The following is a 17846-nucleotide window of genomic DNA, read 5'->3' as shown; positions in this document are numbered from 1 at the left end:
CCCTCTCCCCCGACCCCTCTCCCGCAAGCGGGAGAGGGGAGACAAGCGGGACTGCAAGCCATTGACGAGCTGTGGCTGCCGCTTGTGGAGAAGGGCTTTTGCCTCAGTTCGACTTCACCGGGGTATCGGCTTTCTTGTCGTTGCCTTCGATGAACGGGCTCCACGGCTGGGCGCGGATCGGGCCCCCGGTTTCCCAGACTACGGAGAACTGACCGTCTTCCTGGATCTCGCCGATCATCACCGGCTTGTGCAGGTGGTGGTTCTTCTCGTCCATCTTCAGGGTGAAGCCGCTCGGCGCCGCGAATTCCTGGCCAGCCATGGCTTCACGGACCTTGTCGACCTCGGTGGTGCCGGCTTTCTCGACGGCCTGCGCCCACATGTGGATGCCCACGTAGGTGGCTTCCATCGGGTCGTTGGTGACCACGGTGTCGGCGTTCGGCAGCTTCTTGGCCTTGGCGTAGGCCTTCCAGTCGGCGACGAATTTCTCGTTGACCGGGTTCTCCACGGACTGGAAGTAGTTCCAGGCCGCCAGGTGGCCGACCAGCGGCTTGGTGTCGATGCCGCGCAGTTCCTCTTCACCCACGGAGAAGGCCACCACCGGTACTTCGGTGGCTTCCAGGCCCTGGTTGGCCAGTTCCTTGTAGAACGGCACGTTGGAGTCGCCGTTGACGGTGGAGACCACGGCAGTCTTGCCGCCAGCTGAGAACTTCTTGATGTTGGCGACGATGGTTTGATAGTCGCTATGACCGAAGGGGGTATAGACCTCTTCGATGTCCTTGTCGGCGATGCCCTTGCTGTTGAGGAAGGCGCGCAGAATCTTGTTGGTGGTGCGCGGGTAGACGTAGTCGGTACCCAGCAGGAAGAAACGCTTGGCGCCGCCACCGTCTTCGCTGAGCAGGTATTCCACCGCCGGAATGGCCTGCTGGTTTGGCGCAGCACCGGTGTAGAACACGTTCGGCGACATCTCTTCGCCTTCGTACTGCACCGGGTAGAACAGCAGGCCGTTCAGTTCCTCGTAAACCGGCAGCACTGATTTGCGCGACACGCTGGTCCAGCAGCCGAAGGTCACCGCGACCTTGTCCTGGGTCAGCAACTGGCGGCCGCGTTCGGCGAACAGCGGCCAGTTCGACGCGGGGTCGACCACCACCGGCTCCAGCTGCTTGCCGAGTACACCGCCCTTGGCGTTGATCTCGTCGATGGTCATCAGCGCCATGTCTTTCAGCGAGGTTTCGGAAATGGCCATGGTCCCGGACAGCGAGTGCAGGATGCCGACCTTGATGGTCTCGGCGGCCTGGATGGACCAGGACAGGCCCATCGCGGCGATGGAAGCGGAAAGGGTGAAGGCCTTGATCAGGCTGCGACGTTGCATGGTGCGATCTCCATTCACGAATGTGAGTAAGCGGACAGCGTTGTTATGGGCATGCAGTGAAGGTCATGGCGCGGTTGTTCCGGCATCGGCTCGACGCGCTGGCGAGCGGCGTACAGCCAGGACTTGGTCTGTGCCTTGTTGACCTCTATATGGCCCTTGAGCAATTGCTGTGCCTCTTCTGTGCGTCGGGGCGGGATCGCTCTTCAGAACTGACCCGTGCGCGGTGTGGATTCCGTCTGGCGCGCAGCGCCTGAACGCTGCCCAGCCGCCCTGGAATGCGGATTTTCTCGCTGACTTCGGGCGCGCACGGGCCTCATCGCGACTGTCGATAACGGATGCAAGTTGGCAGTGCAGCGCTTCGTCGAGGCGCGACGGACGTACGCTAATCGCAGGTGCCGCACCATACGGGTGCGCTTCGGCAGTGGTAGTGCAGGCGTATGTTCGTCTGTGGGGCGCTGCGCTCGTCTGCCGGTCGGGCGCGAGATGAGGGCATCGCGAAAGCGCAGCGGCTATCAGAGGGGATCTAATAACGCGGTGCCGGGCCTGGGGGAACCCGCTCAGGCGCGCAGGTACTGCTAGCAGGACGAGTGGAGGGTGGTTATCTCAAGGATGCGCAGCGACTTTTTCAGCGCCGCTGATCCGGGCGCGATGATCGGCAGAGATTAAGGCACGAGGTAGTTCTTCACCCCGGTGAAGATGATCTGCGCCGCCAGGGCACAGACGAACAGGCCCATCAAACGGCTGACGATCTGCAGGCCCTGGTCCCCGAGCAGGCGCTCGAACTGGTTGGACAGGTACAGCACGATGCCCACGGTGAGGCTGGCGAGAAGGATCGCCGCCACCGCCACCAGCTTGTCGTCCCAATGCGGCTGGCTGGCGCCCATCAGCAGCAGGGCACCGATGGTGCCGGGGCCGACGGTGATGGGAATGGTCAGCGGCACGATGGTAACGTCCTGCTGTACGTTGTCGCTCTGCACCGCCGATTTGCCCTGGGCCATGCCCAGAGCGGAGATGAACAGCACCGAACCGGCGCCGATGCGAAACGCGTCGATGGTGATGCCGAACAGGGTGAAGATGTGCTTGCCGAACAGGTACAGCAGTACGCTGGCGATCAGCGTCGCCAGCGCCACCTTCCAGGCCAGGCGCTTGCGCTCCTTGAGGGTGTAGCCACGGCTCAGGCCGATAAAGCAGGACAGGACGAAGAAGGGGCTGTAGAGCACCAGCATCTTCAGATACAGGCTGAACAACTCGGACATGGGGCGCTCGTTTGAGAGTGGGGCATCGATAGTCGGGCGGGTTTCACCCGCCCTACGACACTTCACGCTGGCGGCGCAGTTCGCGTTCGGCGATCCAGTGCTCGATCAGCTCGCGCAGCTGCGACAGCTCCACCGGCTTGGACATATGGCCATCCATGCCTACCGCGCGGGCGCGTTCCTTGTGTTCGCTGAGAATATGCGCGGTCAGTGCCACCACTGGGGTTCGCGGGCGCTTCTCGCTCTGTTCCCAGGCACGCAGCTGTTCGGTGGCGGAGAAACCGTCGAGCACCGGCATTTCGCAATCCATCAGCACCAGGTCGTAGGGCTGCGCCTTGATCGCGCTGAGGGCTTCCTCGCCGTTGCTGGCGGTGTCCGGCTTGAGGTTGAGCTTGCCGAGCATGCCGCGGATGACCTTGGTGGAGATGCTGTTGTCCTCGGCCACCAGGATGCGGAAGTCGGCCGGTACGTTCAGCGGCGTGCTCACCGGCGTCGGCGCGGCCTGCGCGGGGGTGTCGTTGGGGCGCTGGGCCAGCTCGTCGGCCAGAGTGGTCTTGAGCGTATAGCCGGCCACCGGCTTGGCCAGGATGCGCTTGATCCCGGCGTTGCGCGCGATCACCTTGCTCGGCGCGTTGCTGATGCCGGTGAGCATGATGACCAGGATGTCGTGGTTGAGGCTCGGGTCTTCCTTGATCTTGGCCGCCAGCTGCATGCCGGTCATGCCGGGCATATCCTGGTCGAGGAGCACCGCATCGAAGTACTCGCGCATATGTGCCCTGGTGCGCAGCAGCGCCAGCGCTTCCTTGCCGGACGGCACGGCACTGACCTGCATACCCCAGGCGTTGCACTGTTGCATCAGCACCTTGCGGCAGGTGTCGTTGTCGTCCACCACCAGCAGGCGCGCGCCCTGTAACGGGCTGTCCAGGTCGGTCTCCGGCTGCTCCAGGCGGGCGGCGTCCAGCGGCAGGGTCAGCCACAGGGTGGTGCCCTGGCTGCCGCTGCCCTGGATGCCGAATTCGCCGCCCATCAGGCGCACCAGCTGGCGCGCGATGATCAGGCCGAGGCGCCCGCCCAGTTGCGTGGCAGCAAGGAAATCACGGCTTTGCAGTTCGGCATTGAGCAGCGCGTCGCGCTCCTCCGGCAGCAGCGGGCGGCCGCTGTCCTGGACGGCGACGCGCAGGCGATGCTGGCCGTCGCTGCTGTCCAGCGCCGCGACCAGCAGGATCTCGCCTTCGTCGGTCTGCTTGAAGGCATTGTCCAGCAGGCTCAGCAGGGCCTGGCGCAGGCGCGTGGGATCGCCGCTGATCACCCTCGGGACTTGCGGCTGGATGAAGCTGATCAGCTCCACCTTCTGCTGCTCGGCCTTGGCGCGGAAAATATCCAGGCAGTCCTCGATCAGCGCGCCGAGATCGAACTGCACATCATCCAGCTCGATCTGCCCGGATTCCAGCTTGGAAATGTCGAGAATTTCGTTGATCAGGGTAAGCAGCTCGTTGCCCGAGCTGTGAATGGTCTGCACGTAGTCGCGTTGCTTGGCCGACAGCGGCGTGCCCAGCAGCAGCTCGGTCATGCCCAGCACGCCGTTCATGGGCGTGCGGATTTCGTGGCTGATCTTCGCCAGAAACTCGGCCTTGGCCCGCAGCTCGGCGCTGCTGGCCGCAAGCGCTGTGCTCTTCAGCAGGGTGTCACTCTGAATCTGCCGTTGGCGCTCGGTCAGCGACACGCTGAGGATCAGGCCGGCCAGCGTGGCCACGCTGAATACACCGAGCACCAGCCAGCCCGGATTGAGCTGATCGAAACCGAGCAACACCGGCACGAAGAAGCCGAAGCCGAGATTGAACACCACCATGCCGATGGTGATCAGGCGTGCCGGCTGATAACCCGAGCGCCAGTGCAGGCTGCTCACCAGCAGCAGATTCAGTGAGCTGAGGACTACCAGCAGGTACACCAGTGAGCTGTACCAGAACAAACCGGTAACGGTGATGCACAGGGCGTAGGTCAGGATCAGCAGGGCATTGCCCTGCAGCAGGCGATTGAGCGGGCTGTGCTGCACCGGCGTGCCATTCATGAAACTGAGGCCAAAGGCCAGCGCGCTAAACGCGGCGAACAGTGCGGAAAGGTCGGCGATCAGGGACTGGTTGTAACCCAGGCTGGGCAACCACTGGGCGAAGATGCCGAGGTTGGCCGACGAGCACACCGCAAGGCCGATATTTACCCCGGCCAGCCACAGGCCGCTGGCGCTGCGGTTGTAGAAGAAGCGAATGAGGTTGTACAGGGTCAGCAGCAACAGCGCGCCGAACAGCATGCCGTAGAGGTAGGCAGGCTTCTCCAGGCTGACCAGCTCGGCCTGATCCATGACCTTGAACCAGGTCATCAGCGGATGGTTGGAGGTCAGGCGCACATAGGCGACGCGGGCCTGGCCGTCGTTTGGCAGGGGCATGAGGTAGAAACGCGATGGCAGCGGTCGCGAATCCAGTGGCATGGCTTCGCCGGTGTGCAGGTTCTGCTCCAGCTGGCCGTCTTTCAGCAGGTAATAGTCGAGATACTGCACCCGTGGCGAGAAGATCCACAGCCAGGCCGGCTGCTGCTGTGGCGCCAGTTCGGCGCGAAGCCAGACCGCGTGGTCACTGGGCGGGGAGGTGAAGGACTGTTTGCTCAGCGGCTTGAACTGCTGGCGCTGGGCGCGCACTTCTTCGAGGCCCAGGCGGGCGCTGGCGTCGACCAGATAGGACCAGCCGTGGGCGATCGTCGGGGCTGAGTTCGCACTGGCTGTCAGGGCAAGGCCGAGCAACAGCAAACTGGCGAGTAGTCCGATGGCAATCCTGAGCCGGCGCACGGGCAAATCCTTCTAAATGAGTGGCCGGATTATAGCCAAGCATTTGCTCGCGGGAATACGGCGCGGCGGGGCTTTTTATGCCTGTCGCGCCGTATTCCCTGAGCGGCCTCAGCCTTCGCCGCGCTCGCGTGCAATGGCCCGATAGCCGATGTCGTTACGGTGGAACATGCCGTTCCAGCGAATTTTCTCGGCCAGGCGGTAGGCCTGCTGCTGGGCTTCGGCCACCGTACGACCGATGGCGGTGGCGCAGAGTACGCGACCGCCAGCGGTGACGATCTGACCATCCTTCAGTGCGGTGCCGGCGTGGAATACCTTGCCGTCGAGCTTGGCGGCTTCCTCCAGACCTTCGATCACGTCGCCCTTGGCGTAGTCGCCCGGGTAGCCGCCAGCGGCCAGCACCACGCCCACGGTCGGACGCGGGTCCCAGGTCGCCTCGACCTTGTCCAGCGCCTTGGCCAGCGCAGCTTCGACCAGCAGCACCAGGGAGCTTTCCAGGCGGCACATGATCGGCTGGGTTTCCGGGTCGCCGAAGCGGCAGTTGAACTCGATGACCTTCGGCGCGCCGGACTTGTCGATCATCAGGCCGGCGTAGAGGAAACCGGTGTAGACGTTGCCTTCGCTGGCCATGCCGCGCACGGTGGGGTAGATCACCTCGTCCATCACCCGCTTGTGCACCTCGGCGGTCACTACCGGTGCCGGCGAATAGGCGCCCATGCCGCCGGTGTTGGGGCCGGTATCGGCGTCGCCGACGCGCTTGTGGTCCTGGCTGGTGGCCATCGGCAGCACGTTCTGGCCGTCGACCATGACGATGAAGCTGGCTTCTTCGCCATCGAGGAACTCCTCGATCACCACACGCGAACCGGCTTCGCCGAAGGCATTGCCGGCGAGCATGTCGCGCACGGCGTCTTCGGCTTCCTGCAGGGTCATGGCGACGATCACGCCCTTGCCCGCGGCCAGGCCGTCGGCCTTGATCACGATCGGAGCACCTTTCTCGCGCAGGTAGGCCAGTGCCGGCTCGATCTCTGTGAAGTTCTGGTAGTCGGCGGTGGGGATCTTGTGGCGTGCCAGGAAATCCTTGGTGAAGGCCTTGGAGCCTTCCAGCTGGGCAGCGGCAGCGGTCGGGCCGAAGATGTCCAGCTTGCGGGTGCGGAACAGGTCGACTACGCCTTTGACCAGCGGCGCTTCCGGGCCGACGATGGTCAGTTGCACGTTCTTCTCGGCGAAGTCAGCCAGCGCTTCGATGTTCAGCACGTCGATGGCGACGTTCTCGCACTTGGCTTCGACGGCGGTACCGGCGTTGCCCGGGGCAACGAAGACTTTCTCGACGCGCTTGTCCTGCGCCACTTTCCAGGCCAGGGCGTGTTCACGACCGCCGCTGCCGATGATCAATACTTGCATGTCAAACCCTCGATGACGCTGAGTTCAGGGGTGTCCGGAGTGCTTTGTGGGAGCGGGCTTGCCCGCGAATATGGCGCTGATTTCGCCATCCTTTCGCGGACAAGTCCGCTCCCACGGTATCTCGACTGGTCCGGATACCTGCGTAACTTTGATCGTGCCCACGCAGAGCGTGGGCACGATCATCAATGGCGGAAATGGCGCATGCCGGTAAACACCATGGCAATCCCGGCTTCATCGGCAGCCGCGATCACCTCGTTGTCGCGCATTGAGCCACCCGGCTGGATCACCGCGGTGATGCCGGCCTTGGCGGCGTTGTCGACGCCGTCACGGAACGGGAAGAAGGCGTCCGACGCCATTACCGCGCCCTGCACCTGCAGGCCGGCATGCTCGGCCTTGATCGCGGCGATGCGCGCGGAGTTGACGCGCGACATCTGGCCGGCGCCGACGCCGACGGTCTGGCGGTTCTTGGCGTAGACGATGGCGTTGGATTTGACGAACTTGGCCACTTTCCAGGCGAAGATCAGATCGTGGATTTCCTGCTCGCTCGGCGCGCGCTGGGTGACGATCTTCAGGTCTTCTGCCTTGATCATGCCGATGTCGCGGCTCTGTACCAGCAGGCCACCGTTGACGCGCTTGAAGTCCCAGCCAGCAGCGCGCTCGGCCGACCATTCGCCGCATTCGAGCAGGCGCACGTTGGCCTTGGCGGCCACCACTTCACGGGCGGCGGCGGAGATTTTCGGGGCGATGATCACTTCGACGAACTGACGCTCGACGATGGCCTTGGCGGTTTCGCCATCCAGCTCGCGGTTGAAGGCGATGATGCCGCCGAAAGCCGACTCGGTGTCGGTAGCGTAGGCCAGGTCGTAGGCCTTGCGGATGCCGCCTTCGTCTTCCGGTACCACGGCCACACCGCACGGGTTGGCGTGCTTGACGATGACGCAGGCCGGCTTGACGAAGCTCTTCACGCATTCCAGCGCGGCGTCGGTGTCGGCCACGTTGTTGAACGACAGTTCCTTGCCCTGCAGCTGGATGGCAGTGGAGACGCTGGCCTCGCCCTTCTTCGCCTCGACGTAGAACGCCGCACTCTGGTGCGGGTTCTCGCCGTAGCGCATTTCCTGCGCCTTGATGAACTGGCTGTTGAAGGTACGCGGGAAGGCGCCGCGGCCTTCGGTGGACAGGGTGTCCGCCGCCTGGTCGATGGTGCCCAGGTAGTTGGCGATCATGCCGTCGTAGGCGGCGGTGTGCTCGAAGGCCTTGAGCGCCAGATCGAAGCGCTGGGCGTAGGTCAGGCCGCCGGCTTTCAGGGACTCGATGATGCCGGCGTAGTCGCCGGTGTTGACCACGATGGCCACATCTTTGTGGTTCTTCGCCGCCGAACGAACCATGGTCGGGCCGCCGATATCGATGTTCTCGATGGCGTCGGCCAGGTCGCAATCAGGCTTGGCCACGGTGGCTTCGAAGGGATAAAGATTGACCGCGACTAGATCGATCGGCTTGATGCCGTGCTCGTCCATCACCGCGCCGTCCAGCGCACGGCGGCCGAGGATGCCGCCATGGATCTTCGGGTGCAGGGTCTTGACGCGGCCGTCCATCATTTCCGGGAAACCGGTGTAGTCGGCGACTTCCACCGCGGCCACGCCGTTGTCCTTGAGCAGCTTGTAGGTGCCGCCGGTGGAGAGAATCTCGACACCGAGGGCGGCCAGCTCGCGAGCGAACTCGAGGACACCGGTTTTGTCGGAAACGCTGATCAGCGCGCGGCGGACGGGCAGAAGGGTGGTCTGGTCGGTCATTTCACTATCCATCAGAGCGGGGATATCAGCAAAAAAGGCGGCTCATGTTGGCCGCCCTTTTCGGAGTTCGGGGTTACAGCAGGTCGTACTGCTTGAGCTTCTTGCGCAGCGTGCCACGGTTCAGACCGAGCAGCTCGGACGCCTTGGTCTGGTTACCTTTCACGTGATTCATGACGGTTTCCAGCAGCGGCGCTTCGACTTCGGTGAGCACCAGGTTGTACACGTCGGTGACGTCCGCGCCCTCAAGATGGGCGAAGTAGTTGTGCAGCGCCTTTTCCACTGCGCCGCGCAGGGTCTGACCCTCTTCGCTTGGCGTGTTCAGGTGCTGTTTAAGGCTGGTGTTGTCACTCACGGGTGCAATTCCACTCACTAGGGTCTCTGTCATCAACGTCATGCGGCCACCTCGTTTTCATCGTTGTGCCGTTCGCGGAAGAACGCGCGAACGTGGGCGCACTGTGCGTCCGTGCTGTCCAGACGGTTGAACTGGGCGCGAAACTCCCTGGCGCCCGGCAGGGTTGCCAGATACCAGCCGACATGCTTGCGGGCAATGCGTACGCCCATCAATTCGCCATAGAAGGCGTGCAGTGCGGCCAGGTGTTCCAGCAGAATGCGTTCCACTTCGAGCAGGCTCGGTGCCGGGAGGATTTCACCGGTACGCAGGTAGTGCTCTATTTCACGGAAGATCCACGGTCGGCCCTGAGCGGCGCGACCGATCAGCAAGGCGTCGGCGCCGGTGGCGTCGAGCACGGCCTTGGCTTTTTGTGGGGAGTCGATGTCGCCATTGGCGAACACCGGAATCGATACCGCCTGCTTGATGGCGGCGATGGTCTCGTACTCGGCTTCGCCGGTGTAGAGGTCGGCGCGGGTGCGGCCGTGTACGGCCAGGGCGGTGATGCCGGCATCTTCGGCGATCTTCGCCACGGTGATGCCGTTCTTGTTCTCGCGATCCCAGCCGGTGCGGATCTTCAGGGTCACTGGCACGTCCACCGCGCCGACCACGGCGTCGAGTATCTCGCGAACCAGCGGCTCATCACGCAACAGGGCGGAACCGGCGGCCTTGTTGCAGACCTTCTTGGCCGGGCAGCCCATGTTGATGTCGATGATCTGCGCACCCAGTTCGACGTTCTTGCGCGCGGCGTCGGCCATCATCTGCGGGTCGCCACCGGCGATCTGCACCGAGCGCGGCTCGGGATCACCGCCGTGCAGCAGGCGCAGGCTGGATTTACGGCTGTTCCACAGGCGCACATCGCTGGTGACCATCTCCGACACCACCAGGCCGGCACCGAGACGACGGCACAGCTGGCGGAACGGGCGATCGGTGACGCCGGCCATGGGAGCCAGGATCAACCGATTGGGCAATGTGTAGGGGCCAATACGTGGGGCCGACATGGGGCGTCCCTGCTTGTTGGTTCGCAGTTGAGACAGTAAGCGATCAACACCTGGCCTCCACTGTGTCCTCAGGGGAAACGATGGTGGGTTGGTGCTCGCGAAAGGGTGGGCATGATACCCGCTCTGGATGACCGGATAAAGGTCGTTTTGAACAAATTCTGAACAGCTATGGGCTTATCGCCAGCAGTTAGATGGAAGCTCTGCGACCACTGGTCGCAGAGCCTTCAGGCTACTCGGGGGAGTGGAAGCTGAGGCTGTAGTTGACCGCGCGGGGGCCCGGGTCGAGGATGTCCAGCGAGATGTGGATGGGCGTTTGCGGCGGCATTTCGCTCTGCCCGGCCAGTTCGCCGGCGAGGTATTCGCTGGGCTTGAAGCGACGGCTGGCGACCAATTGCCCGCCCAGGTCGGCGAAGCGCATTTCCAGCAGCGGGAAGGGCTGGGCGAAGGGCGCGCGGTTGTAGAGGATGGCGTCAACGATCAGCGCACCGGAGAACTCCGGGTGGCTGCGCACCACCAGGTTGCTGCTGCGAATCTGGCCGATATCGACTTTCGACGGCAGGGTGCAGCCGATGTTCGGACACAGCTGTTCGAACCAGGGGCGATAACGCTCCTGACGCGCCAGTTCATCGAAGTTGTATGCCACGTACTGCGCCAGCAGGCCGCCCGCCGCCAGCAGGTTGAGCAGGCCCCAGCCGAACACGCGTCCCCAGGCGATGCCCTGTGGCTGGCGCCATTCAAGTTGCAGAGGTTCGTCGTCCAGTTCGAACAGTCGCTCCTCGCGCAGGCCAGGCTCGTTGCGCGTCACCTTGGGCGCTTCACGCTCGCTGTGCAGCTCTTCATCCTGGTGCTCGCGCTCATCGGGTTCGTCATCGAGATTGCCCAAGCGCGGCTCGTCGGTTTCGTCGAGGTCCTCGTCGATGGCCTGCTTGCGGGGGGAGACCGGCGAGGCGAACTCGGCGTTGACCTTGGGTTCAGGTGCGGCAATCGGTTCGGGCTGGTGGTCGGTCGGTTGCAGTTCGAAGCTGTCGCGCTCGTGCTTCGCCGGCTCGTCACGCAACAGGGCTTCGGCCCAGGCTTCGTCATGCGCTTCTTCGCGTTCATCCGCCGCGTTGCTGTCGAAGTTCTCGCTGTAGCGCGGCGCTCGCTCCAGGGCGAGGAACTGCTGCGACAGTTGCTGCTCCTGCTCTTCCAGCCTGGCCAGTTCCTCGTCCAGATCGAGGCTGTCCAGGTCGAGGTCATCGTGGATCCACAGGGTATCGTCGACCGGCTTCTTTACCGGCTTGGCACTGGTATCGGCTTGAACCTGGCTGACCTGAGCGCTCGTCGCTTTACTTGGCGTTGGCGTCGCCGCGCGGGAACCGAACAACTGTTCGGCGGCGTTGAACACGTGCAGGCAGGCCCCGCAGCGCACGGCGCCATGGGCAGCAGCCAGCTGTGCCTGGCTGACACGGAAGCTGGTACGGCAATGGGGGCACTGGGTGACGTGGCTTTCGCTCATGCGCGGGTCCGGAAAATCCAAGCAGCTAGTCTAAAGGAGCGGCTTCAGGCTGCAAGCCACAAGCTGCAAGTAAGGGCAAAGCAGCCCGGCCTTCATCCGGGCTCGCTTGCAGGTTGCGGCCTCCAGTCTTGCCGCGTGCTTAGCGCTTGACGCCGCTGATGCGCACCCAGCCGTCCTTGGTGGCGGTCGGGTCGAGGTCGAAGGCGCCGGCATAGGCAGCGCGGACTTCCTCGGCCTGTTCTGCGAGGATGCCTGACAGCGCCAGGCGTCCACCTTCTTTGACCAGCGCGGTGATCTGAGGTGCCAGGGAAACCAGCGGGCCGGCGAGGATATTGGCGACGACCACGTCCGCCGGCTGCTGCGGCAGATCGGCCGGCAGGTAGACCGGGAAGCGTGCCGGGTCGATGCCATTGCGCGAAGCGTTGTCGCGCGAAGCCTCCAGGGCTTGTGGGTCGATATCGGTGCCCACGGCCTGCGGTGCGCCGAGCAGCAGGGCGGCGATGGCGAGGATGCCCGAGCCACAGCCGAAGTCGAGCACGCTGCAGTTGTCGAGCGTCTGACCGTCGAGCCATTCCAGGCACAGTGCAGTGGTCGGGTGGGTGCCGGTGCCGAAGGCCAGACCTGGATCGAGCAGCAGGTTCACGGCGTCCGGCTCCGGTGCGGCATGCCAGCTCGGCACGATCCACAGGCGCTGGCCGAAGCGCATCGGCTGGAAGTTGTCCATCCATCTGCGCTCCCAGTCCTGATCCTCGATGCGCTCGACATGATGCTCCGGCAGCGAGCCGCCACACAGCAGTTGCAGGTGGGCGATCAGTGCGGTCTCGTCGGTGTTGGCTTCGAACAGGGCCAGCAGATGGGTGTGCGACCACAGCGGGGTAGTGCCCAGGTCCGGCTCGAAGATCGGCTGATCTTCAGCATCCATGAAGGTCACCGATACGGCGCCTACTTCCAGCAGGGCGTCCTCGTAGGTTTCCGCCTGTTCGGGAGTGATGGCGAGACGGACTTGTAACCAGGGCATGGGAAACTCTCTGTGCGAGCCGCGCGGTCGAACTGGGCGCGGCGTGTTTGGTTCGGACGCCCGAAGGCGGGACAATGGGCTACTCAGGTACTGACGTCGGGATTGTCCCAGTCGTTCTGGCCATCGTTATCGATTAGCCAGTTTAAAGCGGCGTGGCGTTCCATGACTACGCTTGCGTTCATGCCCGCGGGCATCGGCGCCTGTTTCAGGCGGGCGTCGACGCAGGCCCAGTGGTAGCGATAGATAAGATCGGCTTCGTCGAGGATGCTGTGGATGTCGCGTAGCCGAACGTGCTGCAGGAACGCCGCGAAATCCTCATGCCGTGAAACGGCCTCGATGGCGAAATCGCAGTCGATGGTGTGGTCGGGAAAATCCAGCGTCTCGACGATGCCCAGGGCCCAGAGCAGTACCCAGTAGGCTTCGTACTTCCAGACCATATTGATGACGTCCTGCTGCTCGCCCTGATTGCTGAGGATGTGCACCTCGGCGGGAGTCAGCTGGGTGATGCCGTATTGCTCGAGCAGTTGCTGGCACCACTGGGCCGTGTCGGGCGAGTAGTTGCCGGCATTGCGGTCACAGGCGGCCTGGATGGTGATCAGGCAGGCAATGGCGCGCTGGGCGATTTCCTCTGCACTGCGTATGCGAACCTCGCTGGCGGGTTTGATCATCGGCAGGTGGTCGATGTAGGGAATACCGGCTGCCTGGAGTCTGGCGATGGAGGCGGCCTTGCGCTCCGCGGGGGTGAGTCCGTTCATGTGGTTCATCCTTCTGGAGTGGAATGAAAAAGGGAGCGGCCATGGCCGCTCCCTTTCGATGCTACAAGAACCGGCTCAGTGCCTGTCCATACCCAGTTTCTTTTCAAGGTAGTGGATGTTCACGCCACCTTTGACGAAACCCTTGTCGCGGGTCAGGTCGCGGTGCAGCGGCACGTTGGTCTTGATGCCATCGACCACGATCTCGTCCAGGGCATTGCGCATGCGCGCCATGGCTTCGTCACGGTCCTTGCCGAAGGTGATGAGCTTGCCGATCAGCGAGTCGTAGTGCGGCGGCACGCTGTAACCGCTGTACAGGTGCGAGTCGACGCGAACGCCATTGCCGCCCGGAGCATGGAAGTGCTTGACCTTGCCGGGGCTGGGCATGAAGTTGTCCGGGTCTTCGGCGTTGATCCGGCACTCGACCGAGTGACCGAGGATCTTCACGTCTTCCTGCTTGATCGACAGCGGGTTGCCGGCGGCGATGCTGAGCATCTCTTTGACGATGTCGATGCCGGTGACCATCTCGGTGACCGGGTGCTCCACCTGAACACGGGTGTTCATCTCGATGAAGTAGAAGCGACCGTCTTCGTAGAGGAACTCGAAGGTGCCGGCGCCACGGTAGCCGATCTCGATGCAGGCATCGACGCAGCGCTTGAGCACTTCGGCGCGGGCCTTCTCGTCGATCAGCGGGGCCGGCGCCTCTTCGATCACCTTCTGGTGGCGACGCTGCAGCGAGCAGTCGCGGTCATACAGGTGAATGGCGTTGCCCTGGCCATCGGAGAGCACCTGGACTTCCACGTGACGCGGGTTGCCGAGGAATTTTTCCAGATAGACCATCGGGTTGCCGAACGCGGCACCGGCTTCGGTGCGGGTCAGCTTGGCCGACTTGATCAGGTCTTCTTCCTTGTGCACCACGCGCATGCCGCGACCACCGCCGCCGCCGGCGGCCTTGATGATCACCGGGTAGCCCACTTCACGGGCGATGCGCAGGGCCTCTTCCTCGTCTTCCGGCAGCGGGCCGTCGGAGCCGGGAACCACCGGTACGCCGGACTTAATCATGGCGTCCTTGGCCGACACCTTGTCGCCCATCAGACGGATCACGCTGGCGGTCGGGCCGATGAAGGCGAAACCGGAGTTCTCCACCTGTTCGGCGAAGTCGGCGTTCTCGGCGAGGAAGCCGTAGCCCGGGTGGATGCCGGTGGCGCCGGTCAGCTCAGCGGCGCTGATGATCGCCGGGATGTTCAGGTAGGACTGCGCGCCAGCTGCCGGACCAATGCAGACGGATTCGTCGGCCAGGCCCAGGTGCATCAGTTCGCGGTCGGCGGTGGAGTGCACGGCCACCGTCTTGATACCCAGCTCCTTGCAGGCACGCAGGATACGCAGGGCGATTTCGCCACGGTTGGCGATAAGGACTTTTTCCAGCTTCTGCATTGCAGGCTCCCCGTGCATCAAACGATGGTGAACAGGGGTTGGTCGTACTCAACCGGCTGGCCGTTTTCCACCAGGATGGATTCGATCACACCGCTGGCTTCGGCTTCGATGTGGTTCATCATCTTCATCGCTTCGACGATGCACAGGATGTCGCCCTTCTTCACGGTCTGACCGACTTCGACGAAGTTGGCCGAGGTTGGCGAAGCGGCGCGATAGAAGGTACCGACCATCGGCGAGCGAGCCACGGTGCCGTTCAGTTTCGGCGCAGCGGCCGGAGCGGCTTCAGCGCCCGGAGCGGCGGCTGCGGCTACAGGCGCGGCGGCTGGAGCGGGTGCCGGGGCGTAGATCGGCTGGGCGGCATAGGCCGGCTGCTTGCTGTGACGGCTGATGCGTACGGACTCTTCGCCCTCTTTGATCTCCAGCTCGTCGATACCGGACTCTTCCAGCAGCTCGATCAGTTTCTTGACTTTACGGATATCCATGAAGGGTCAACTCCCAGAGGTGAGGTAGGACTTGTCTACCAGGCTACGCATCAGGCGCGCCCGGTCAGTTGTTCGAGTGCTGCTTCCAGGGCCAGCCGGTAACCGCTGGCGCCAAGCCCGCAGATCACCCCTACGGCAACGTCGGAAAAGTAGGAGTGATGGCGGAACGGTTCACGCTTGTGCACGTTGGACAGGTGCACTTCGATGAATGGGATGCTCACCGCCAGCAACGCGTCACGTAATGCGACGCTGGTATGAGTAAAAGCGGCAGGATTGATCAGGATAAAGTCGACACCTTCACCCTTTGCGGCGTGAATGCGCTCGATCAGCTCGTACTCGGCATTGCTCTGCAGGTACAGCAAATGGTGACCGGCCTCGCGGGCGCGCTGCTCCAGATCCTGATTGATCTCGGCGAGGGTGGTGGCGCCATATTTGTCGGGCTCGCGGGTGCCGAGCAGGTTCAAATTGGGGCCGTGCAGCACCAGTAGGGTGGCCATGGTCGCGTTCCTTGTTGTTCGGGCTGCGCCGGACTATGCCGTAGCGCGTACGATATCGGCAATAGCCGACACGATGCCCGGCGTTTGCGGCAGAAATATGACTATAGCGCTGGTTTCGGTCGTTGCCAGGCCGCCTGGCTGCGTGCGACGAGGGCGCCGGACGCTCTAGCGGCCGGCCTGGCGGCTGGCGGCCCGGTCCAGGCGGGTGGCGAAGGTGGCGGCATCGACCTCACCTACGACACGCAGATCGAGCAATTCGTCACCATTGCCGGCGAACAGCTGGATGGCGGGCGGGCCGAACAGCTGGTAGCGGTCGAGCAGGGTGCGCTGGGCGGCGTTGCTTTCGGTGATGTCGAAGCGGATCAGGCGCCAGCCGGCCAGCTTGCTGCCGACCTCGGCATTGCCGAATACCTCGCGTTCGATGACCTTGCAACTGATGCACCAGTCGGCGTACCAGTCCAGCAGCAGCGGCTGGCCGCTGGCTTTGGCCTCGGCCAGGACGGCGTCCAGTTCGGCCGGGCTGCTCAGGGTTTGCCAGGCGCCGCTCTTGGCGCTGCTCTGGCTTACGCCAGCCTGCAACTGGCCGAGCGGCTTGAGCGGATCGGTGGCGCCTTGCAGGGCGCCGACCCAGGCGGCCAGGGCATAGACCAGCAGCGCCAGTCCGGCGATCTGGCCGAGCTTCTGCCGGTGCGTCTTGGGTCCGAACTCCAGCGCGCCGAGGAACACCGCCACGCCGCCGGCCAGCAGGCCCCAGAGTGCCAGGCTGAGGCTGCCCGGCAGGACGCGCTCGAGCAGCCACACCGAAACGGCCAGCAGCAGCACGCCGAAGGCGTTGCGCACGGTGACCATCCAGGTGCCGGTTTTCGGCAGCAGTGCACCGCCGCCTACGGCGAACAACACCAGTGGCGTGCCCATGCCAAGGCCGAGCGCGAGCAGCTTCAGGCCGCCGCCCAGGGCATCGCCACTGGCGCTGATATAAAGCAGCGCGCCGGCCAGCGGTGCAGAAACGCAGGGGCTGACCAACAGGCTGGAAAGGACGCCGAGCAGGGCGGCATTCACGTGCGAACCACCCTGAGTCTTGCCGGCGAGACGATCCAGCGGCTCGCTGATGAAGCGTGGCAGGCGCAACTCGAACAGGCCGAACATGGCCAGCGCGAACACCGCGAAGAAGGCCGCGAAGGGCACCAGCACCCAGGCTGATTGCAGACGCGCCTGCAGATTGAGGCCAGCACCGAACAGACCCATCAGGGTGCCGAGGACGGCGAAACAGATCGCCATCGGCAGCACATAGGCCAGCGACAGCGTCAGGCTGCGCAGGCCACCGAGTTGCCCGCGCAGCACCACGCCGGAGAGGATCGGCAGCATCGGCAGTACGCAAGGCGTGAAGGTCAGTGCCAGGCCGCCGAGGAAGAACAGCGCCAGCTCCTTCCAGTTCCAGTCGGCCGCGACGGGTGCTGCATCGCCGCTGGCGGCGGGCATGTCACCGATCTCGATGAACTCGGTTTCCGGCGGGTAGCACAGGCCCTTGTCGGCGCAGCCCTGATAGCCGACCTGCAGGCGCAGCGGGCGGTTGTCAGGGTTCTCCAGCGGCAGACGAATATCCAGCACGCCGTAATAAACCTCGACATCGCCGAAGAATTCGTCGTGCTTGGCCTGGCCCGCGGGCAACTCGGCCTCGCCGAGCGTGAGGTCGGCCGGCTCGATGCTGAAGTTGAAACGATGGCGGTAGAGGTAGTAGCCCTCGGTGGCGACGAAGCGCAGCGTCACCGACTGCGTGTCACTGCTGACCAGGCTCAGCTTGAAGGCTTCACGCACGGGCAGGAAATCGCTGCTGTTATTCAGCGGGGCGCCAAGCGGCGAGGCGGCCGGGCGCTGATCGAACAGGCCGGCGCTGGCAGGCAGGCTCAGGCAGAGCAGAAGCAGGGGAAGCAGCAGGCGACGCAGTGACATCGGGCGAATATCTCGGCGAAAGGTGGCGGCATGATACCGGAAAGCGCTCAGCCGCATCGCTGTCGCCACGCCGGAGCGTCGAATGCCGGGGATGAGCGGAACCTTGGAGATGGCCGGTCTGCGGGAGTTCCTGCCGAGAGTTGCCTGCGCTGCCGTGTCGCAGGCCCTGTTCGTTCAGTG

14 protein-coding genes are annotated in these 17846 nt (G+C 63.9%); all 14 read right to left on the bottom strand.

All coding sequences use genetic code 11. From position 1 onward, the window contains the following. Window positions 1–103: 103 nt before the first annotated feature. The 14 genes from urtA to P3C50_RS19710 all read right to left on the bottom strand — a co-directional run bounded on the left by urtA (window position 104) and on the right by P3C50_RS19710 (window position 17666). On the bottom strand, window positions 104–1369 hold the full coding sequence (gene urtA, locus P3C50_RS19775; protein ID WP_275547268.1) for an urea ABC transporter substrate-binding protein: 1266 nt from the start codon (window positions 1367–1369) through the stop codon (window positions 104–106). A gap of 662 nt (window positions 1370–2031) precedes the next feature. After that, on the bottom strand, window positions 2032–2625 hold the full coding sequence (locus P3C50_RS19770) for a MarC family protein (RefSeq protein WP_197859371.1): 594 nt from the start codon (window positions 2623–2625) through the stop codon (window positions 2032–2034). Window positions 2626–2677: 52 nt separating this feature from the next. Further along, window positions 2678–5458, bottom strand: coding sequence for a hybrid sensor histidine kinase/response regulator (locus P3C50_RS19765; RefSeq protein ID WP_275547267.1), 2781 nt, complete (start codon window positions 5456–5458; stop codon window positions 2678–2680). Window positions 5459–5566: 108 nt separating this feature from the next. Next, window positions 5567–6856 carry a phosphoribosylamine--glycine ligase gene (purD, locus tag P3C50_RS19760; protein ID WP_275547266.1) on the bottom strand — a complete coding sequence of 430 codons (1290 nt, stop codon included), beginning with the start codon at window positions 6854–6856 and terminating at the stop codon, window positions 5567–5569. A gap of 182 nt (window positions 6857–7038) precedes the next feature. Then, window positions 7039–8646 carry a bifunctional phosphoribosylaminoimidazolecarboxamide formyltransferase/IMP cyclohydrolase gene (gene purH / locus P3C50_RS19755; protein ID WP_275547265.1) on the bottom strand — a complete coding sequence of 536 codons (1608 nt, stop codon included), beginning with the start codon at window positions 8644–8646 and terminating at the stop codon, window positions 7039–7041. 73 nt (window positions 8647–8719) lie between these two features. Next, the gene (gene fis, locus P3C50_RS19750; protein WP_003242613.1) at window positions 8720–9040 is read right to left on the bottom strand and encodes a DNA-binding transcriptional regulator Fis; all 321 of its coding nucleotides are present in this window, start codon (window positions 9038–9040) and stop codon (window positions 8720–8722) included. After that, complete coding sequence (dusB, locus tag P3C50_RS19745; RefSeq protein ID WP_275547264.1) at window positions 9037–10035, bottom strand: tRNA dihydrouridine synthase DusB; 999 nt, start codon at window positions 10033–10035, stop codon at window positions 9037–9039. Before dusB ends, fis begins: the two co-directional genes overlap by 4 nt. Before the next feature lie 229 nt (window positions 10036–10264). Beyond that, window positions 10265–11533 carry a DUF3426 domain-containing protein gene (locus tag P3C50_RS19740; RefSeq protein WP_275547263.1) on the bottom strand — a complete coding sequence of 423 codons (1269 nt, stop codon included), beginning with the start codon at window positions 11531–11533 and terminating at the stop codon, window positions 10265–10267. Window positions 11534–11672: 139 nt separating this feature from the next. Then, window positions 11673–12551 (bottom strand): 50S ribosomal protein L11 methyltransferase, encoded by an 879-nt coding sequence (prmA, locus tag P3C50_RS19735; protein ID WP_275547262.1) that lies wholly within the window; start codon window positions 12549–12551, stop codon window positions 11673–11675. Between the two features lie 83 nt (window positions 12552–12634). After that, window positions 12635–13306 carry a DUF4272 domain-containing protein gene (locus tag P3C50_RS19730; protein WP_275547261.1) on the bottom strand — a complete coding sequence of 224 codons (672 nt, stop codon included), beginning with the start codon at window positions 13304–13306 and terminating at the stop codon, window positions 12635–12637. Window positions 13307–13381: 75 nt separating this feature from the next. Further along, window positions 13382–14737: an acetyl-CoA carboxylase biotin carboxylase subunit gene (accC, locus tag P3C50_RS19725; protein WP_275547260.1), complete on the bottom strand. Its 1356-nt coding sequence runs from the start codon at window positions 14735–14737 to the stop codon at window positions 13382–13384. A 17-nt stretch (window positions 14738–14754) separates the two neighbouring features. After that, on the bottom strand, window positions 14755–15219 hold the full coding sequence (gene accB, locus P3C50_RS19720) for an acetyl-CoA carboxylase biotin carboxyl carrier protein (protein ID WP_275547259.1): 465 nt from the start codon (window positions 15217–15219) through the stop codon (window positions 14755–14757). A 50-nt stretch (window positions 15220–15269) separates the two neighbouring features. Further along, window positions 15270–15716 (bottom strand): type II 3-dehydroquinate dehydratase, encoded by a 447-nt coding sequence (gene aroQ / locus P3C50_RS19715; protein WP_275547258.1) that lies wholly within the window; start codon window positions 15714–15716, stop codon window positions 15270–15272. Window positions 15717–15881: 165 nt separating this feature from the next. Continuing rightward, the gene (locus tag P3C50_RS19710; RefSeq protein ID WP_275547257.1) at window positions 15882–17666 is read right to left on the bottom strand and encodes a protein-disulfide reductase DsbD; all 1785 of its coding nucleotides are present in this window, start codon (window positions 17664–17666) and stop codon (window positions 15882–15884) included. Window positions 17667–17846 lie beyond the last annotated feature (180 nt).

The sequence above is a fragment of the Pseudomonas sp. Marseille-Q0931 genome (assembly GCF_940789645.1).
In the GTDB taxonomy this organism is placed as follows: domain Bacteria; phylum Pseudomonadota; class Gammaproteobacteria; order Pseudomonadales; family Pseudomonadaceae; genus Aquipseudomonas.
This window is presented reverse-complemented; position numbering and strand designations above follow the sequence as displayed.

What these genes read in the sequence shown, in the direction of transcription:
- urtA (WP_275547268.1), bottom strand. Translation starts at nt 1,369, where the DNA reads ATGCAACGTCGCAGCCTGATCAAGGCCTTCACCCTTTCCGCTTCCATC.
- P3C50_RS19770 (WP_197859371.1), bottom strand. Translation starts at nt 2,625, where the DNA reads ATGTCCGAGTTGTTCAGCCTGTATCTGAAGATGCTGGTGCTCTACAGC.
- purD (WP_275547266.1), bottom strand. Translation starts at nt 6,856, where the DNA reads ATGCAAGTATTGATCATCGGCAGCGGCGGTCGTGAACACGCCCTGGCC.
- purH (WP_275547265.1), bottom strand. Translation starts at nt 8,646, where the DNA reads ATGACCGACCAGACCACCCTTCTGCCCGTCCGCCGCGCGCTGATCAGC.
- fis (WP_003242613.1), bottom strand. Translation starts at nt 9,040, where the DNA reads ATGACGTTGATGACAGAGACCCTAGTGAGTGGAATTGCACCCGTGAGT.
- dusB (WP_275547264.1), bottom strand. Translation starts at nt 10,035, where the DNA reads ATGTCGGCCCCACGTATTGGCCCCTACACATTGCCCAATCGGTTGATC.
- P3C50_RS19740 (WP_275547263.1), bottom strand. Translation starts at nt 11,533, where the DNA reads ATGAGCGAAAGCCACGTCACCCAGTGCCCCCATTGCCGTACCAGCTTC.
- prmA (WP_275547262.1), bottom strand. Translation starts at nt 12,551, where the DNA reads ATGCCCTGGTTACAAGTCCGTCTCGCCATCACTCCCGAACAGGCGGAA.
- P3C50_RS19730 (WP_275547261.1), bottom strand. Translation starts at nt 13,306, where the DNA reads ATGAACGGACTCACCCCCGCGGAGCGCAAGGCCGCCTCCATCGCCAGA.
- accC (WP_275547260.1), bottom strand. Translation starts at nt 14,737, where the DNA reads ATGCAGAAGCTGGAAAAAGTCCTTATCGCCAACCGTGGCGAAATCGCC.
- accB (WP_275547259.1), bottom strand. Translation starts at nt 15,219, where the DNA reads ATGGATATCCGTAAAGTCAAGAAACTGATCGAGCTGCTGGAAGAGTCC.
- aroQ (WP_275547258.1), bottom strand. Translation starts at nt 15,716, where the DNA reads ATGGCCACCCTACTGGTGCTGCACGGCCCCAATTTGAACCTGCTCGGC.
- P3C50_RS19710 (WP_275547257.1), bottom strand. Translation starts at nt 17,666, where the DNA reads ATGTCACTGCGTCGCCTGCTGCTTCCCCTGCTTCTGCTCTGCCTGAGC.